Origin of the sequence: Bacillus sp. N447-1 (genome assembly GCF_022701035.1) — a bacterium.
Taxonomy (GTDB): Bacteria; Bacillota; Bacilli; order Bacillales; family Bacillaceae_G; genus Bacillus_A; species Bacillus_A cereus.
Window position 1 is genome coordinate 1,965,460 of sequence record NZ_CP065509.1, and the last position, 18,913, is coordinate 1,984,372.

The window sequence follows — 18,913 nt, forward strand, 5'->3', positions numbered from 1 at the left end:
GCCCCTCTATTCTTCAATATTTACAACGTGATTCCCATCAAAGAAGTATAAACATTTCTCTTTTACAGGATGTTGTAAGCTTTTCTCCAGTGCTTTTGCATATAACGAAAGCTGCACTTTATATCGATCTTCTAAAATTGGTTTCGCTTGTTCGAATCCGCCTGGGAATTTCCCTTCAATCGTATCTGTTTTAAAGTCGATTAACGTAATGCCATCTTCCTCTTCAATCATGCAGTCGATAACCCCTTGGACAAGAATCGTTTCTTCACTCTTCCCTTGCCAATCTTGATATGCTTCTTCTGCTGCAAGCATCATCGTAAATGGTACTTCACGCTCAACACTTTTCGCCGCTAATACCCTTTTACCTAAGTCACTGTCAAAGAATGAAATTACTTTTTCAATCGCTATTTCTTCCGCCTGCTCGAATGTTAATAATTCCTTATTTACCATTCCAGCAATTTGCTCTTGAAGAACTTCAACCGTAATCGGCTTCTTCAAATCAACATGCTGCATAACGGCATGGACTGCTGTTCCGCGCTCTGCGTACGTTAACCCTTTTTTCTCCATAAAGCGCGGGCGTGTTTTAATTGGTGCACGTAGTTTTTTAATAAAGGCGTTATCGCTACCTTCTTCAGATTGATAATTTCTCTTTATTTCTGTAACAGATTGCTTCGCACGATGAGATGTCGCATCCTCATATCCGTACTTCCACATTAATCTGTCGTACACTTCTTCTTTCCGTTCACTTTGCAGGGGAACAGCCTTTTTCTCACGAAGTGCTTCTAACAATTCTTGTTTCTCTTCTTGAACTGGCTCTGGTGCAAGTAGTGTGTTACCGTCCACAACTTCTACTTTCCAGCTAGTGTCATATCCGTAAATTTCATCTGGAATACTTCCTTGTCCTAATTCAAGAAGCATTTCACTATCACGGTGTCTATATAATGAAGGTGCAATCCAGTCTAAATAACAAGACGCTCCGGCACGTATGTGATCTGGTAATAACCATTCACTATGTTCCCTCGCATCAAGCCATTTTTCCATTTCCTTATTTGCATCCTTAACTGTTCCGATTAAAATTAACTTCTCTTTCGCACGCGTCAATGCTACGTATAGTACGCGCATTTCTTCCGCAATTAATTCCATTTTCATTTTACGCTTAATCGCAAGCTGTGATAATGTTGTATATTTAATTCGTTTACGCGGATCGATAAATTGCGAACCGAAACCGAAATCTTTATGCAATAAGAAACGTTTCATTAAGTCTTGTGTATTAAAACGACGACCGAGTCCAGCTACAAATACGACCGGGAACTCTAGCCCTTTACTTTTATGAATCGTCATAATGCGAACAACGTCTTCTTGTTCACCTAGGGCTCTCGCCGTACCCATATCATCACCGCGTTCTAAAATACGTTCAATAAAACGTAAGAAGCGGAATAACCCTCTAAATGATGTTGCTTCATATTGTCTTGCACGGTCATATAGTACGCGTAAGTTTGCTTGTCTTTGCTTTCCTGCTGGTAAACCGCCAACGAAGTCGTAATAACCTGTCTCACCGTACACTTTCCAAATTAAATCAGAAAGGGATTGTTGACGGGCAAATTCACGCCATCCTTGCAGTAAGTTATAAAACCACTCTAATTTATCATGAAGTTCTTGCTCCTCTTCAAGCGGTGCCCCTTTTAAGAATGAGCTCATTACTTCATAAAACGAGCCTTTCTTTCCATGAGCACGAAGCGTTGCAAGTTCTTCATCGCTCAATCCAACGATTGGGGAACGAAGTACAGCGGCAAGCGGAATATCTTGCATCGGATTATCAATAACGCGGAATACGTTCATCATAATATTTACTTCCGTCGCTTCAAAATAACCAGTCGCGAGGTCAGCGTATACTGGAATTCCTTGTAATTTTAACTCTTCCATAATTTGCGGGGCCCACGGCATGGAGCGAAGTAAAATAACGAAATCGCGATATTGCACCGGACGCATACTATCATTTTTACGGTCATACACTTCATAACCGGAATCAACCATCGCTTTAATGCGCTGCGCCATAAGGCGAGCTTCAAGCTGTGCTTTTTCGACTTCTGCACCTTCTTCACCGTCTAGTACTTCTTCTTCCGTTTGCTGAATACATAATAATTCTGCTGCTACATCTTCACCTTCTGGATAGGTAGCACCTAGCTTTAGTTCAGCGTCAGCATCGTAGTCAATTTCCCCAACTTCTTCGCCCATAATTTGTTTAAAAATAAAGTTCGTACCTGCTAGTACTTCATGACGACTACGGAAGTTTTTCGCTAAGTCAATCTTCATTCCGCCGCCCAATCCTTCTTGTGTGAAACGTTTATACTTTCCTAGGAATAAGCCTGGCTCGGCTAGTCGGAAACGATAAATCGACTGCTTTACGTCACCAACCATGAACAAGTTTCCTTCACTCTCAGAATCTTTCGTTACGAATTTAATAATGGATTCCTGTACAAAGTTCGTGTCTTGATATTCATCGACTAATACTTCAGCAAATTTATTACGATATTGGAGCGCCACTGCTGACGGATTCATTTCACCATTTTCACTTTGTTCACTTAAAATTTGTAAACAGAAATGCTCTAAATCTGTGAAATCGACCATTCCTTTATCTCGCTTCATCGCTTGGAAACGCTCTGTAAATACTTTTACAAGTTGAACAAGCTTTTCTAATACTGGGTGCATATCTTGAAAATCTCGTAAGAAACTTTCAGGTTTGCGGCTAAATAACTCTTCCTGTAATTTCTTTACTTCATCTTTCGCTTTATTACGAAGAGAGTCTACTTGTTTTACAACCTCTTCATTGTAATCACTTTTCTTAATACGCTTTAACGTTTGCCACGATACGTTTTGCATCGCTTCATACAAACTTGTCCACGACTCACGAGCAGCTGATGATAGCGTTCCAAGTAAAGCTACATCTGCTTGCAGGGTTTCAATGCGAGGCGCTGGACCGTCAGGAAGCATTGCGAGTTCAGTTGCCTTACGAATATGCTGTTCCGCTGTTTCAAGCTGGAATTTCACATCTTCTAATAAATAAGAAGCATATACTAAATCCTCAATTGTCTTTCCTTCTACGTCATATGCTTCTACTAATTTATCAAGCCATTTTTCCGGATTTGGATGCGCTCTTGATTCTGTATGAAGCGCTAAAATCATACGTTGTAAGTCATCATCACTACGGTCACTCGTATAACGATCAACGAGTTCAAAGAATATCGTATTATCTTCGATGCCATACTCTTCTTCTAATATGTCATCTAGCACTTCTTCTTTTAACAATTCATTTTCTGTTTGATTCGCAATACGGAAACGAGGATCAACATCAAGCATGTAGTAATATCCTCTAATTACTTGTAAACAGAATGAGTGAATTGTTGAAATGGAAGCTTTATTTAATAGACTCAGCTGCTTTCTTACGTGTTGAGAGCCTGGTTCATCAATTAATACCTTTTCTAACGCTTCCCCGATTCGGTTTTTCATCTCTTGCGCTGCTGCATTCGTAAATGTTACAACGAGCAGGCGGTCGACATCGACTGGGTTCTCTTCATTAATAATCTTTTTAATAATACGTTCAACTAATACTGCTGTTTTACCTGATCCAGCTGCAGCAGCAACTAAAATATCACGTCCGTTCGCTACAACAGCTTTCCACTGGTCATCTGTCCATTGACTACCTTCTGGTTTTTTAGGCCAATTTTCTATCATTCTCCGCCAACCTCCTCTCTTATTTTCTCCATCGCTTCGCTATCTTTCATATCTTTTAACGATCGGAACTGATTATCTTCCAGTGACTCATCAAATTGACAAACAGATTTGAAGTTACAGAACGTACATGCTGCTTTATTCCCCATTTTATAAGGAGCAATATCGATAACACCTTCTGTAATATCTTTTCCGATATTTTCAAACGTATGGTGTACATATTTTTGCAGTACGTTAAACTCTTGCTCACTTGCAATACTTGAACGCGCACTAAAGCTACCGTCTTTTTTCAGGCCAGCAGAAATAATATCTGAGCTTCCTGTTGAAAGTTTGTTATCCATTAAACGAACAACGTCAGCATCTCCTAATACGAGTCCTTTCATTTTAAATTTCTTTAAAATTTCTTTTTCAATTTCAGCTTCCGTTGCGTCACCTTTCATCTCAACGATTGGGTTATGAATATGGAAATACAATACACCAGCTGGTGATGCTGCGTGGCCTTTTTTCATCCACGTCTGTGCATTCGAAGTAACAACATCTAAATACGTTAACATTTGAAGTGCTAATCCGTAATACACTTCCGTTAAATCTAACGCTTTTGAACTTGATTTATAATCAATAATACGTAAGAACGTCCCGTTTTCATCTTCTGCCTTATCAACACGGTCAATACGGCCGACTACTTCCATCTTTACACCATTTGGTAATGAGAATTCCATCGGCGGAAGTGACCCTGTACCTCCCATACCGAACGGCACCTCTAAATCAACTGGTACGAATCCGCTTGACTTCGCATGTTCACGAAGAATGATTGACGTACGGAAAATGATTTGTTGTAGTTTTTGTTTTAAATAGAAATGACGGTTTGAACTTAATAAAATTTGTCGTTGTAATAACGGCGCAATTTCTTCTATTACTAAAACAGAAAGATGCTCACACTCTTTTATGGATAAATCCGCCCAAGTGCGGTTTTCACGCAATAACTTGTCCGCAATTTTCTTTAATGCCGCATGGAATAATTCGCCGATGTCTGGCGCATCAAGCTTGAAAATATCACGCTCTCTAAGCGATAAACCGTGCTGCGCAAAATGAGCGTATGCACAACGATTAAATAGTTCCATACGAGAGACGCTTCCTTTAATTATATCTCCGTATAAATCTCTACTTACTGCTGTACTTAGTTTCTTCGCACGATTTCGATAGAATAAACTTGATAAGACGCGGCTACTTTTTTGTTTCCATTCATCTGAAGTTACGTAGAAATTATATACGTCCCACCAAAAGTCTAAATTCCCTTCAAATCCGTATCGCTTCCACGTTTGTAGTTGCTGCATAACGTAAGATAACGTTACTTCTGGCGTTGCTACATATGAAATTTGTTCTGAACGTGATAAATCATTTACGTCATTCGTAATAAATGAATCTTTCACATTAGGGAACATTCTTTTTATTTTCTTAATAAAGCTAGACGCAAGTAACGTCTTTCCTTCTTCATCTGCAAGCGGGCATGAAATGTATAACTTCTCAGATGCTCTCGTTACCATTTGATACATAACGAACTGTTCTTCTAACAAAGTTTGTCTCGTCGTTGGCGCTAATTCAATCCCTGCCGCACCAAGAACTTCTCTTTCCTCATCAGAAAGCATACCTTCATCCATAGGTGCTGCTGGAATGACACCCTCATTTACACCTATAATAAACGTTGCTCTCACATCAGATAATCTGGAGTGATCAATATTAGCAATTAACACTTGGTCTAATGACGGCGGAATGTTAGCAAATTGAAGTGCCTCAAGACCAGTCGACATAACGTCAGTAAACATAGAAAGAGACATTTTCTCTTCCCCAAGCATCTCTACAAATGTATCAAGAAGGCTCATTACTTCTTCCCATACTTGTTCATGATCTGTCGCAAATAAGAAATCTCCACTTTCTTCTGCACGTATACGTAATTCTTCTAGTTTTTTCGGAACATCCAGTTCTTCTAAAAACAAGTAAACTGCTTCACACATTTGCATAACTGTTCCTGCACGCTTTAACCTTTTTTGCATGCGAATAACAGGTGTTCTTACAACGTCACGTAGCCTATTTATTTTCTCTTCCATTTCACGTTCACTGTCTGTAATCATCCCGTTCGTATCATCAAGAGAACGATAACGGCGATACATCCATGGATCTTCAGCAGTCCATCTCTTTCCTTGTATACCGTACGCTAAACAGTAATTTTCAAATTCATCCATTTCTTCACGCATCGCTTCTTTTCTTACGTCTAATGGATATAACAGCTCTGTTTTCACGCAGCGGAACACCGCATCATAACGCCAATTCCCACTAATAATCTCGAGTGCAGAACGAATACATTCTACTAATGGGTGATGTGACATCGGGCGCTTTTCATCGATGAAGTGCGGGATATTATAATCTGTAAATAACGTTCGCATCACATCGTAATAACTTTCCCCATTACGAAGAAGCACTGCAATATCCCGGTAACGATATTTTTCGTCCGCAACAAGTTTACGAATTTCACGAGCAACACCTTCTACCTCCGCTCGTAAATTCGCAGCTGTACTAATCGTTACACTCGCTTCACCGTTAAATTTTTCATTCGGACGCGCTTCATAATGAGCTTCTAAATGCGCTAATGCCGGAGAATGAAAACGCGGCTGTTCCATAAGTGGAATTGTTTTTTCAATTTCTATTTTCTCTTCACGCGCTACTTGTTTTATTTTTTCATACGTTAACGTCGTTTCATAAAATAAATCGAGTTCATTTACTGGCTGCGCTAACGTTTTTTCATCTATCGTTAACGTGATCGTAACTCTCGCTCCGCAAATCATAAGCTGTCTTACAATCTCTAACTCTTGCGGGGAGAATGAATGAAATCCGTCTATATAAATTTCCGCACCATTTACATATTCAGACTGCGGAAGCTTTTCCACTAGCAATTGCAGGTAGTCTTCTGAATCTAAATATTTTCCAATTAAAGCACGTTCAAAATCATCGTATAACAGCTGTAAATCATACACTTTATTCGCTAGTAACTTTTGTTCGGCACCGCTACTATGCGCATCTAATTGTTGCCACATTTCATATACGTTAGATGGCGTTACATTGTAACGTTTAAACTCTGCAATCATACTACCAAGATGTTCAAAGAAACCGTTTTGCTCCGCTGCTTTTTGGAACACCGATAATCCATCTTTACGAGACTCTACAATTTTACGGAGTAACATATGTACACCAGCTTCATCAATATGAAGACGACTCGCTCCGCCAACTTCTTGCAGTACCTTCCACGCTAATCGTGAAAAACTAAAAACTTGTGCCCGAATAGAACCTCTTACATCCTCACTTCCAATTAACGCCTGCTGCGTCTGGAATGTCATCTGTTCTGGCACAAGATATAATATTGTTTTCCCTCTCGGGCGTTGTTTTAACTCTTCTTGCACTTCGCGTAAACAAAGTGTACTTTTTCCACTTCCCGCTCTACCAATCACAAATCGAAGTGACATGTAACCCCACCTTTCACTTACATAACGAACGTTAGTTTGCTACTATAATTGTATTATAGGACACGAAAAAAGACAAACTGAGTTGTTTGCCTTTTTCTATACTTCTATCTATTATATCAACCTTTTGAAAAATTCGTTTGCACCTCTTGAATTGGCCAATATCGCAAATCAACTTTACCGACGACTGTATCAGCTTTTACAAAGCCAAAGTGTCTACTATCCCAACTCCCGAGCCGGTTATCACCTACTACAAAAATAAACCCAGGTGGCACCAGTTTTTCTTTCGTTAACTCTTCTAATGTAAAGTCGCCTGTTAGTTGCCTTCCGTTTATCTCTTTCTTATACTTCTCTAAATACGGCTCATCAATAAATTGACCGTTTATATATAACTTATCCTGCTTATATTCAATATGATCTCCAGGTAAACCGATAATCCGCTTTACATAGTCCTCTTTTTTATTCGCATGAAATACCACAACGTCAAATCTGTTCAAGTCCCCAACTTGATAACTCACCTTATTTACAACTAGCATATTGCCATCTTGCAATGTCGGCATCATTGACTTCCCCTCTACAACATACGTTGAAAAGAAAAACGTTCGAAAAAATACAGCTAATAATACACCAATTAAAATTGTTCGTATCCACTCCATGCCTTCTTTTTTCAAAGTTTTCTTCATCTGCTTCTCCCCTTATCCTTTAATACTGAAGCTTTCCTTTACAAAGAAGACTATTCTTAATGTAGTTCTAACTTTACTTCGATTTTCTTACCGACATACCATAAAATAAAAATACCAATCGCTACAATAACTGATTTCACCGGATTATGAATAAATGACATTAAATCATGACCGATATACGTTAAAATAAAAATCATCACAAGTTTTCCGAATGCTAACGCTAGACCAAACTGTTTTACACTAATTCGGGATAAACCAGCGACAACATTTATGAGCGCTGACGGTGTAAACGGAAAACAAAATATAACAAAAATCGGTGCGAATCCTTTCCTTTCAATCCACCCCATTGCTTTTCGTACTCTCTCATGCTTATTTACAAACGAAAAGAAACGACTGCGACCAAAATGGCGGATGATGAAAAAGACAAGTAATGCACCCATTACTGATCCAAGCCATGAATAAAGAAAACCGAGCCAAAAGCCAAATGCAACAGCATTCGCCAGTACAAATACGATAAGCGGTAATGCTGGAATCAACGCCTCTATCATCGGTAAACCAATACCAAGAAGTGGTCCGAACGCTTTATAACTCTCAACAATATGATCCATATTTTCTGGTGAAAAATACTCTTTGATTGTCTGAAAATCCATTCTACACTTTACCCCTTTACTCTAAATACTATCCCTACTGTATCATCGCTTATATGAAAGAGGAAATGGTAGATACGACATATGGAGATGTATTTATTAAAGTTTCCATATCTTTCATAAGAATTCCTTCATTATTTAGCTATGATAATCTATCAATATTCGACAGGACGTGTCATTCGTTTTGTTATTTAGATTGTTTTTTTGATTTTTTCGGTAAATGAAATTACAATGGTGATTTTCTAAATATAACAATTACAACTCGGTTTTTCTAATATATCGCCTTACCTACAAAGACTGATAAAGTGAAACTTTAATCAGTGGGGATTTTGTTGATCCCCCGCTTAACTTCTTTGCTTTCGCTGAATTTTGAGGCGGGGGTCTTACTGCCCACAAATAACAGGATAAACAAAAAAGAATGGGGATTCCCCCATCCTTTCACACTTCGCCTTCCTTCACAAAATACACACTCTCATAAGCGGGTCTTAATGTTGATTCCTCTTTTTTATCAACCTCTTTAAAACAAGGATTCCCTTGTTTTTTCCTACGATCTTCATATTCAGTACGTAATTTCGCTGTACGATTTTGTTGATTTTCAAAACTAGTTTTTGATATCTCTAATTTCACAGCAAAGCCATTTATAAATCTAATAATAAGATTTCCATCTTTTAATTCTTTATTACTTTCAATATAAAAATGAGACAACCAAGCACACTCTTTTCTAGAGTAAGAATAGGTAGGGAAAAAATAAAGTTGATCTGCTGGACTAATCGCAATCGGTGCTTTATGTGTAATATGAGTTAACTCTTTCGTTCCTTCTTTTCTGCCTAAGAAACTAGAGCCATGCTTGCGGCAACTTCTTTCTATAATATCTAGAGGTTTTTGAAATACGAAAAAAGAATCATTCATTTCAACGACTCGCGTAACAATTTTCTTTTCACTTAGAATAACAGGAAGTAAGGCCATCGTATTTTTCGTTACAACATAATTTTCGACATAGCGTTCCACTTTACTTTCCATACTCCATTATCTCCTTTTTTCCATTTATATTAGCAGCTGCATATATAATTTTAGCATCTATGAAAAGGAAATAGCTTACAAGTTCCGCTTTTTTACATTTTTTTATCATTTATCAAACATTTGTTAAATAATAAAATCACTATATAGTGATTATTTAATTTTGAAGTTATAAAAACAGCATTTATACTACCTATAAATATTTATTATCCCTTCCTATTTTCACATCATGAAAACAATTAACTTTGCTATAATTAAAATGTAAATCCAATATATGGAGGGCCACTATGGAGGAAAAAGAGATCCAACCATCGATTCAAATGAAAAATAGTAGCGTCATTATCGTGAAAAACTCAGCTAGTATTATATTCGGTTTATTTTTCATTCTGCTATTCTTTGCTAAACCGTTTCGTAAATCAAAATGTCCAGAATGTAAAAAACGTGAGAAGAAAAAATCAGGACAAGAACAATAAAAGGCCTTCCTTTATGGAATGCCTTTTTACATTTGTAGTATCATTTTATTTATTCTTCTCCCTAAAAAACAACTATATTTTCTCCCAAGGTTCCCTACATCTTTTTTGATTTGTAATATGGTCCTTATATAAAACATGAGAAAGAGTATTGGTACTTGTTACCCGCTTTTAATTTTTATTAAACACTTCAAATTTGTACATCTTTATCCATCACTAACAATTCGTTAATTAGTTAACTTTGTAATATAAGTTTTGTATATAATGTCATTCAAAAACACAATATATATAAGTAGCTATTTATAATTACATTGCTTTTTATCGAATTCCAAAAGGAGCTGTATACTATGGACAAAGAAAATCTCTTAAGCCAGCAGGTTAATAGCATCCCCTCAGATGCCCTGAATACCCCTAGCAAGGAACAAGAACAACTGTTAGAAACATCATCTCAAAACGTACAAAATTCCAACAACAACACTAACAAAAAAGATGTTACTCAAGGTCTATCTGGAAAAGATTTCCCTATTTCAATAGAGAATACAAATTTATAGTTATTTACTATCATACGCAGCAAATACTCTTGCTGAACTAATTCTTCTACAGAAACTAATACGCATTCCAGATAATTTTTCACCCGTTGTAACATAGAAAAAGAGATTTAGATATAAAAACAGGCTCTGAAAAAACTTTCCCCACAACAAAAAAAGGATGGCATTAGCCATCCTTTTTTCCATCATCAACTATAAAATTATAGTTTGATTACGTTTTTAGCTTGAGGTCCACGGTTACCTTCTTCGATTTCGAAGCTAACTTTTTGGCCTTCTTCTAGAGATTTGAAACCTTCAGTTTCGATTGCAGAGAAGTGTACGAATACATCGTTTTCGCCTGGAACTTCGATGAAACCGAAGCCTTTTTCGTTGTTAAACCATTTTACTTGTCCTGTTACTGCCATGATTATTTCCTCCTAAGAAAATACAAATTTTTAATTTTTTAGTCTTCCTGTCTAAAAAAAGAATCCACACATTATCAAATACGAAACATAAACTAGTTCTCACATACTTTTTCTCGTTCGTTTCCAGCACTTGATAACATATGGATTGCTTAATTTAACTATTCAACTGACATCATCATAGCACATTAAAATAAAATGTACAATCTTTTTCGAAAATAGAATTTCTAATTTTTAGTATTTCTTATAAAATATAATTATCTCTATTCTAAATAAGGAGGAGTTTATGACCAATAAAATTCCTAGAAAAACATTAAAAAGAATTGAAGAGGATATTGAAAATAATAATCTTGGAAAAGCAAGGGATAGATTGCATGGCCTCATCTTTACATACCCAAATGAATTACATCTTCGAAAACAACTCGGAGATATTTATTATACATTACAATATCCAGAAATGGCTGGACGTTACTGGTATCTAGAGGAGCATAAAGTGAAACTTTAATCAGTGGGGATTTTGTTCATTCCCCACTGATTATCAGCCCTCACCAATCGGGCTTTTACGGGCAGTTGATCCCTCACCTAACTTCTTCGCTTTCGCTAAATTTTGAGGTAGGGGTCTTACTGCCCACAAATAGCGGGATAAAACAGACATTATGCATGAATCATGTTTATTATTTGAAAAATCAATCGGAAATAGTCCTCATCATATTGCACGTGCTTTAAAGTTTAAAGGCGATTCTAACCATATAAAAGGTTTGTATAAAGATCAACCTTTATCTTCAGTGCAGAAGAAAGTAGCAGAGGAGTTAATTTATGAGTATAAAGAAACATGGCAAGATAAGCTAGTTCCTTTTTGCTGTCTAGCATTGCTTGCTTCCCTTCTCTTTTCTGCCGTTGTTGGTCTATTTACTATTTGGAATTGGATTTTTTAATCACAGGGGGAATTTTCACATGTCAAACTACGCTAAAGAAGAAAGGCTAACAGGGGGAAACGTCTCAAGCGTATATCGTTCTGAAAATACTGTTCGGCGAGAGTTAAAGCCAGGCAATGAAAAGATTCATAAGTTATTGCAACATTTAGAAAACAAAGGATTTCATTATGCTCCAAAGTTTTTAGGTGTAGATGAAAAGGATAGAGAGATTTTATCCTTTATTGAAGGAGAAGCTGGCAATTATCCTTTAAAAGAATATATGCGATCTAATAATGTATTAAAAGAAATAGCAAAGATGCTCCGCCTTTACCATGATGCTGTAAGTGATTTTCTGTTATTAGATGATTGGAAACCGATGGATCACACTCCAAATAACATTGAGGTTTTATGTCACAATGATTTTGCCATATATAACATTATTTTTAATAATGAGAAGCCAGTAGGAATTATTGATTTCGATGTTGCTGCTCCTGGTCCAAGACTATGGGATATCGCTTATACACTTTATACTTGTGTGCCTTTAAGTAGAGTGTATTATACAGAATCCGGTGAAGCTGTTCATTATGACTCATCGCAACATGCAGATCGTATTAAAGAGAGAATAAATTTGTTCGTTCAGTCCTATGATAAAAATATGAATGAAGATTACTTAGGAATGGTGTTGCTTCGATTAGAAGGATTATGTACATATATGAAACGAAAAGCGCAAGAAGGCGACTTGAATTTCCAAAGAATGATTGATGAAGGACATCTAGAGCATTATGAGAAAGATATAAAGTTTATTCGTGATCATAAGGCTGAGTGGAGTTGATTTGATTTAGTAATAAAGAAAAGGAAGTATCGTTTTTTGCCGACAACTCACTCTCTCTTTTCGAATCGTTTAGAAAATAACAAGGGGCACCCTTCAAAAAGGTGCCCCTTCCTTTTATTTTGTAAACTGTGCTTCTTCCGTAGATCCTTTTAACGCTGTCGTTGATGAAGTTCCGCCCGTAATCACTTGTGCAACTTCATCAAAGTAACCTGTTCCTACTTCGCGTTGATGACGTGTTGCAGAGTAGCCATGTTTTTCAGCTGCGAATTCTGCTTGTTGTAGTTCAGAGTATGCTGCCATGCCGCGCTCTTTATAGCCACGTGCTAGTTCAAACATACCGTAATTTAATGAATGGAATCCAGCAAGTGTTACGAATTGGAACTTGTAACCGTAAGATGCGATTTCCTTTTGGAAGCTTGCAATTGTTTTTTCATCTAGTTTTTGTTTCCAGTTGAATGAAGGTGAGCAGTTATATGCAAGTAGCTTCCCTGGATGCTCCTTATGAATTGCGTCCGCAAATCGTTTTGCATCTTCTAAATTTGGTTCTGACGTTTCACACCAAACGAGGTCTGCGTACGGTGCATACGCTAAACCGCGCGCAATTGCTTGATCAAGACCTGCATTCGTACGGTAAAACCCTTCTGGTGTTCTTTCTCCTGTAATAAATGCTTTATCAACAGGATCGATATCGCTCGTAATTAAATCAGCTGCATCCGCATCTGTTCTTGCAACGATAATTGTCGGCACTCCCATTACATCTGCTGCAAGGCGTGCAGAAATTAAATTGCGTACTGCTGTTTGCGTTGGTAGTAGTACTTTTCCACCTAAATGGCCACATTTTTTCTCTGAAGATAATTGATCTTCAAAATGCACACCTGATGCACCTGCTTCAATCATACCTTTCATCAGTTCGAATACATTTAATTGACCACCAAATCCAGCTTCTGCATCTGCTACAATCGGTACGAAATAGTCTGTATCATCGCTTCCTTCCATATGCTGAATTTGATCCGCACGTTGAAGCGTTTGATTAATTCGTTTTACTACAGCAGGTACGCTGTTCGCTGGATATAAACTTTGGTCTGGATACATATGTCCAGAAAGGTTTGCATCAGCTGCTACTTGCCAACCACTTAAGTAAATCGCTTTTAACCCAGCTTTTACTTGTTGCATCGCTTGGTTTCCTGTTAATGCGCCAAGTGCGTTAATATAGTCTTCTGTATGAAGCGATGTCCAAAGCTTCTCAGCACCGCGACGCGCTAACGTATGTTCAATATCAATTGACCCGCGCAGGCGAATTACATCTTCTGCCGAATATGGACGTGTGATCCCTTTCCAACGCTCATCTAATTCCCAGCTTTCTTGTAACTTCTCGATTCTTTCGTTTTTCATTTGTTCCATCCCCTTTTCATTTTTTATAAAATTTCATAACCCGGTAATGTTAAAAATGGTACGAATTCATCATTTCGAACGAGATCTGTAAACAACGTTGTCGCCTCTTGGAATCTCCCTTTCTTAAAGGCTTTCTTACCAATCTCTCTTTCTATTTTTGCTAATTCTTCTTCTTTTAGCTCTTCCATTAATTCAAGCGTAATATTACGACCATCATTTAGTTTTCCACCTTCATGACGAATCCATTGCCATACTTGTGCTCTTGAAATTTCAGCTGTTGCCGCATCTTCCATTAAGTTATAAATGGGTGCTGCTCCCCGTCCGCTTAACCAAGATGCAATATATTGAATACCTACGCTAATATTCATGCGAAGGCCCTCTTCTGTAATCGTTCCCACCGGTACCTCTAGTAAATCGTTTTCTGTTACACATATTTCTTCACGTTTTCTAAAAATTTGATTTGGTGTTTTCATAATGTGATTAAACACTTCCATTGCAACCGGTACAAGTCCAGGGTGGGCAACCCAAGTCCCGTCATGACCGTCTAAAGCTTCGCGTTCCTTATCAGCACGCACTTTTTCAAAAGCTGCTTCATTTGCTTCTGGATTATTTTTAATCGGAATTTGTGCCGCCATTCCTCCAATTGCTGGTGCATTACGGCGGTGACATGTTTGAATTACTTTCAAAGAATACGAACGCATAAATGGCGCTGTCATCGTGACTTGTGCTCTATCTGGTAGTAAGAATTTATTATGATTACGGAAACTCTTTAAAAAGCTAAAAATATAATCCCATCTTCCGCAATTTAAGCCAGCAGAATGATCTTTTAGCTCATATAAAATTTCATCCATTTCAAACGAAGCGTGAATCGTTTCCAGTAACACAGTTGCTTTAATCGTTCCGTTTGGAATGCCGATATATTTTTGAGCAAATACGAATACATCATTCCATAATCTCGCTTCTAAATAACTTTCCATTTTCGGTAAGTAAAAGTATGGGCCGCTCCCTTTTGCTAAAAGAGCTTTCGCATTATGGAAAAAATACAAGCCGAAATCTACTAAACTACCCGACATATTTTTCCCATCAACTTGCATATGCTTTTCCTCTAAATGCCATCCTCTTGGACGTACAATGAGTACAGCTGTTTTCTCATTTAATCTATATTCTTTCCCTTTATCATTTTCATGTGAAATCGTTCCCTTTACTGCATCTCGTAAATTGATTTGCCCTTCAACTGCGTTTTCCCAAGTTGGTGCATTCGAATCTTCAAAATCCGCCATAAAAAGATGCGCTCCTGAATTTAAAGCGTTAATGACCATCTTTCTATCTACTGGTCCAGTAATCTCTACGCGGCGATCCTCTAAGTCTTTTGGCAGCTTGGCAATTGTCCAATCCGCTTCACGTATGTGTTTTGTTTCTTCTAGAAACTTCGGAAACTCCCCTGCATCAATTCTCTTTTGTTTTTCTACACGTTTTTGTAAAAGTTCTATGCGGCGCTCATTAAAATTCTCATGTAGTTCCTTCAAAAAACTAAGCACCTCAGGTGTCAATATTTCGTTGTACGCTGGTAACATTTCTCCAACGAGTGTAACCCGTGAAGTTTGCGTCGACATATTAGCATCCCCTTCTTAAACTGTTTTATAACAGATTTGATTTCATGTTTTATATTATATAACAAATCTTCAGAAAAGGAAGTTTTTTTTGAAAATTCATTTCATTTTTTTTCAAAACGCCATTCTTTCGCGCTTTATTTCATACAAAAAAGGCCGCTGTTATACAACAACGACCTTTTTGTATTATTTTTAAATTTCACTTTGACTAGTTAAACTTTATTACTGCCCTTGTTCCATATCATGCAATATTGCTCTATGTAAAAACTGTGCGTATTGTTCTCTCGTTACCTTCATAGACGGACCGAATTTACCTTCTCCGATTCCCATTGTAATACCATTTGTTTGTACTGCACTAATTGCATTCGTTGCCCATGAATTTGTTGAAACATCATTAAAGTTATGAGATCCCTTTGCCTGTAAGTCAAAAGCATTCGTAAGAACTTGTGCCATTTCCGCACGCGTTAACGTCGCCTTCGGTCTAAAGTTTCCATTCTCGTCTCCCTGGAAAATTCCCATTTCCGTTAAAGCCAATATCTCCTCGATAAAGCTTGTTGAATTTTCATCAATATCTCCATATGGGTTTTCATATTCATCTTGTTCTTCCATATCAAACACACGGTAAATTAAAGCTGCAACTTGCTCACGTGTTACATTATCCCCAAAACCGAATATTCCATCGCCATATCCTAAAATAATTTCTTGTTCCGCTAATTCATGAATTGCCTCATATGCCCAATGCCCTTGTGGTACATCTTTAAATACAATTGTATTTGTTTTTTGCAACGGTGCACTTTCCGCTTTTACACTGTTACTCTCTGCTGAGAATAACACCCCACCCATAATTGTTAATGCTGTAGCTGTTTTTAATAATTTTTTGCTCATCAAATTATCTCCCCAATATGTATATGTTTTTTTAAAAATATACAGAATAAATGGTATAGTGACAATATATTTTTCGACACATTTCGTGACGGTTTTGTGAATCATATTAAACATCATGTCTTTTTCATCGGGTTGATTATAAAGCTTGTGTATAACCATAAAAATACATAAATACGAATAATAATTCTTTTTTAAACAAACAAAAAAGCACAAATATTTCTATTTGTGCTTTCATATTTCACTCTACTTCCAATCCTCTTTCAAATGATAATTAATAATCGCATTATTAATAAACTGAGCATATTGTTCTCTAGGTACAGGGCGATTTAATTCATACATGTCATTCCCAGTTCCTCTCACAACATTATTAGATTGTAACGCACTAATTGCATCTTCTGCCCAGTGGCCTTTTGGAATATCTTTAAATGTATGTTTTTGTTTCGTTTCAAAATGAAATGCTCGTTTTAAAATGACAGCCATTTCCGCTCTAGAGATTGGTGCTTTCGGCCTAAAATTCCCTTGGCCATCCCCTGAAAAAACACCACGTTTTGTTAACGCCAAAATTTCCTTTTTAAAAGTTGTTGTACTATCAGAAACATCTTTATATGGATTCGCTACTGGCCCTTCTTCTTTTATCTCAAGTGTTCTGTAAATAGTCCCAGCTACTTGTTCACGTGTTATAAGATCGCCAACACCATACTTCCCGTTTCCATACCCTAATATAATTTTATGATATGCTAAGTCCATAATAGCATCATATGCCCAAAATCCGTATGGAACATCTTCAAACACAATCATTTGTGGATACTCTTCCGCTTTTACAGGCGTCACATTCGTCCCTGCAAATATACCTCCTGCCATTGTCGCAATCATCATTACACCCAATATTTTTTTCTTCATTGTCCTCTCTCCCTATTTCATTCAAATAAAATGAACTTCATTGTTTCAGGAGTATTATTTTTTGGTGAATGTAAGATAAAATGTAAATCTTCTAGAAGAAATATTTCCACTACCTTTCTGCTTTATACTCCCTTCTTTCTTTTTCAAAAAGGAAGTTGTCACATCTAAGGTGTTATATACTAAAACATTCTACAATCTCTTTATAAACTCCTTTTCACTTTACAACTTCCCTTTATTGGCACCTAAAGGAGATAGGCTACTATATTCATGGTTTATATTTCAGGGGTAGCATTTTTCGCTGAATTTTGAGGTGGGGGTCTTACTGCCCAGCAAATAACGAGATAAAAAAATCATCCTTTTTTCTTAAAAGAGGATGATTTTTTATCTTTATTAACACTCAAATATGCTACTACTTTTGAAGAGTAAATTGGGCAACTATTTGTTTTAGTTTTCCTGCTGCGTTATGCATATGTTCAATTGAAATCGAAATCTCTTGAACAGATTTTTCTTGCTGTTGAATAGACTCTTTTACCCTATCAGTTCGGTCAGATGATCTTTGAGAAATTTGAGCCATGTCTTCTGCAGAAGCCGAGATTTCCTCACTACTCGCTGCAATTTCATCTGTAGACATAGATACCGTTTGAATTTGCTCAGATACTTGTTGTACTTTTTCTGTAATTGTTCCAAATACTTTTTCTGTATGCATTACTACTTGTGTACCTGCCTGTACCTCATTATCTACTTTCCCCATCATATGTACTGTATGGTTCGTTGTTCCCATAACTTGAGTAATAAGATTCTCAATTTGTTTTGCAGAATCACTAGATTGTTCTGCTAATTTCCGCACTTCATCTGCCACAATTGCAAATCCTCTACCACTTTCACCAGCACGTGCAGCCTCAATTGCGGCGTTTAATGCTAATAAGTTAATCTGGGAGGTAATACCTTGCATAACATCAATGATTTTAACAATTTCTTCTGATTGTTCTTTCATAGTCTCTACTTGTTTCACACCGCTATGTACCGAATTTTGAATTGTATCCATCTGTTGAATCATTTGTTTCATTAATTTGTTACCATTCTCTGCATCTAATGCTGATTGAGCAGATAATTCATTTACAGAGGATGATGTATTGACTATACTCTGCATTCCTTGTGTCAACTCTTCCATCGCACCCGCAGTTTGTTCCATTGCTTGCATTTGACTTTCTGCACCATTTGCAACTTCTTCAATATCCATAGTGATTTTCTTCGCTGCACTACTAGATACTTCTGATGCAGATACTACTCCGTCTGCATGTTGAAATAAAAGCTGAATATTATTCTCTACTTCTTGCATATTTGTTCTTAGCCCTGCAATCATCTCGTTAAAA

14 protein-coding genes and 2 pseudogenes are annotated in these 18,913 nt (G+C 37.1%); 5 read left to right on the plus strand and 11 right to left on the minus strand.

Annotation, left to right across the window (positions count from 1 at the left end):
- Nucleotides 1–6 precede the first annotated feature (6 nt).
- The 5 genes from addA to IQ781_RS09855 form a co-directional block, all read right to left on the minus strand.
- Complete coding sequence (gene addA, locus IQ781_RS09835) at nucleotides 7–3,732, minus strand: helicase-exonuclease AddAB subunit AddA (protein ID WP_139846981.1); 3,726 nt, start codon at nucleotides 3,730–3,732, stop codon at nucleotides 7–9.
- Entirely contained in the window at nucleotides 3,729–7,244 is a 3,516-nt protein-coding gene (gene addB / locus IQ781_RS09840) for a helicase-exonuclease AddAB subunit AddB (protein ID WP_139846980.1), read from the minus strand. Before addB ends, addA begins: the two co-directional genes overlap by 4 nt.
- Nucleotides 7,245–7,360: 116 nt before the next feature.
- Nucleotides 7,361–7,924 carry a signal peptidase I gene (lepB, locus tag IQ781_RS09845; protein ID WP_000751919.1) on the minus strand — a complete coding sequence of 188 codons (564 nt, stop codon included), beginning with the start codon at nucleotides 7,922–7,924 and terminating at the stop codon, nucleotides 7,361–7,363.
- Between the two features lie 56 nt (nucleotides 7,925–7,980).
- Nucleotides 7,981–8,574 (minus strand): TVP38/TMEM64 family protein, encoded by a 594-nt coding sequence (locus IQ781_RS09850; RefSeq protein ID WP_000347517.1) that lies wholly within the window; start codon nucleotides 8,572–8,574, stop codon nucleotides 7,981–7,983.
- A 435-nt stretch (nucleotides 8,575–9,009) separates the two neighbouring features.
- Nucleotides 9,010–9,591, minus strand: a complete 582-nt coding sequence (locus IQ781_RS09855) for a competence protein ComK (RefSeq protein WP_000444443.1) — start codon at nucleotides 9,589–9,591, stop codon at nucleotides 9,010–9,012.
- A 284-nt stretch (nucleotides 9,592–9,875) separates the two neighbouring features.
- Between IQ781_RS09855 and IQ781_RS09860 the strand changes: the two genes are divergently transcribed.
- Both IQ781_RS09860 and IQ781_RS09865 read left to right on the plus strand, forming a co-directional pair.
- Nucleotides 9,876–10,061 (plus strand): hypothetical protein, encoded by a 186-nt coding sequence (locus IQ781_RS09860; RefSeq protein WP_000391373.1) that lies wholly within the window; start codon nucleotides 9,876–9,878, stop codon nucleotides 10,059–10,061.
- A gap of 344 nt (nucleotides 10,062–10,405) precedes the next feature.
- Nucleotides 10,406–10,609: a hypothetical protein gene (locus tag IQ781_RS09865; RefSeq protein WP_139846979.1), complete on the plus strand. Its 204-nt coding sequence runs from the start codon at nucleotides 10,406–10,408 to the stop codon at nucleotides 10,607–10,609.
- A gap of 197 nt (nucleotides 10,610–10,806) precedes the next feature.
- Here the strand turns inward: IQ781_RS09865 and cspA are convergent, their stop codons facing one another.
- The gene (gene cspA, locus IQ781_RS09870; protein WP_000301522.1) at nucleotides 10,807–11,010 is read right to left on the minus strand and encodes an RNA chaperone/antiterminator CspA; all 204 of its coding nucleotides are present in this window, start codon (nucleotides 11,008–11,010) and stop codon (nucleotides 10,807–10,809) included.
- A 283-nt stretch (nucleotides 11,011–11,293) separates the two neighbouring features.
- Between cspA and IQ781_RS09875 the strand changes: the two are divergent.
- From IQ781_RS09875 to IQ781_RS09885, 3 genes and pseudogenes are all read left to right on the plus strand, one after another.
- Nucleotides 11,294–11,497 (plus strand): annotated as a pseudogene (locus tag IQ781_RS09875) (DUF6584 family protein); the annotation flags it as partial.
- A 154-nt stretch (nucleotides 11,498–11,651) separates the two neighbouring features.
- A pseudogene (locus IQ781_RS09880) lies at nucleotides 11,652–11,942 on the plus strand (DUF6584 family protein); the annotation flags it as partial.
- 19 nt (nucleotides 11,943–11,961) lie between these two features.
- The gene (locus IQ781_RS09885; protein ID WP_139846978.1) at nucleotides 11,962–12,753 is read left to right on the plus strand and encodes a phosphotransferase; all 792 of its coding nucleotides are present in this window, start codon (nucleotides 11,962–11,964) and stop codon (nucleotides 12,751–12,753) included.
- A gap of 114 nt (nucleotides 12,754–12,867) precedes the next feature.
- On the opposite strand, the gene aceA is transcribed toward IQ781_RS09885, so the two are convergent.
- From aceA to IQ781_RS28415, 5 genes are all read right to left on the minus strand, one after another.
- Nucleotides 12,868–14,145 (minus strand): isocitrate lyase, encoded by a 1,278-nt coding sequence (gene aceA / locus IQ781_RS09890; RefSeq protein ID WP_000787346.1) that lies wholly within the window; start codon nucleotides 14,143–14,145, stop codon nucleotides 12,868–12,870.
- A gap of 23 nt (nucleotides 14,146–14,168) precedes the next feature.
- Nucleotides 14,169–15,758, minus strand: a complete 1,590-nt coding sequence (gene aceB, locus IQ781_RS09895; protein ID WP_139846977.1) for a malate synthase A — start codon at nucleotides 15,756–15,758, stop codon at nucleotides 14,169–14,171.
- Nucleotides 15,759–15,977: 219 nt separating this feature from the next.
- The gene (locus IQ781_RS09900) at nucleotides 15,978–16,745 is read right to left on the minus strand and encodes an S-layer homology domain-containing protein (RefSeq protein ID WP_127063856.1); all 768 of its coding nucleotides are present in this window, start codon (nucleotides 16,743–16,745) and stop codon (nucleotides 15,978–15,980) included.
- A 138-nt stretch (nucleotides 16,746–16,883) separates the two neighbouring features.
- Nucleotides 16,884–17,540 (minus strand): S-layer homology domain-containing protein, encoded by a 657-nt coding sequence (locus IQ781_RS09905; protein ID WP_000727102.1) that lies wholly within the window; start codon nucleotides 17,538–17,540, stop codon nucleotides 16,884–16,886.
- Nucleotides 17,541–17,949: 409 nt separating this feature from the next.
- Nucleotides 17,950–18,903, minus strand: a complete 954-nt coding sequence (locus tag IQ781_RS28415) for a methyl-accepting chemotaxis protein (RefSeq protein WP_406807596.1) — start codon at nucleotides 18,901–18,903, stop codon at nucleotides 17,950–17,952.
- Nucleotides 18,904–18,913: the final 10 nt, after the last annotated feature.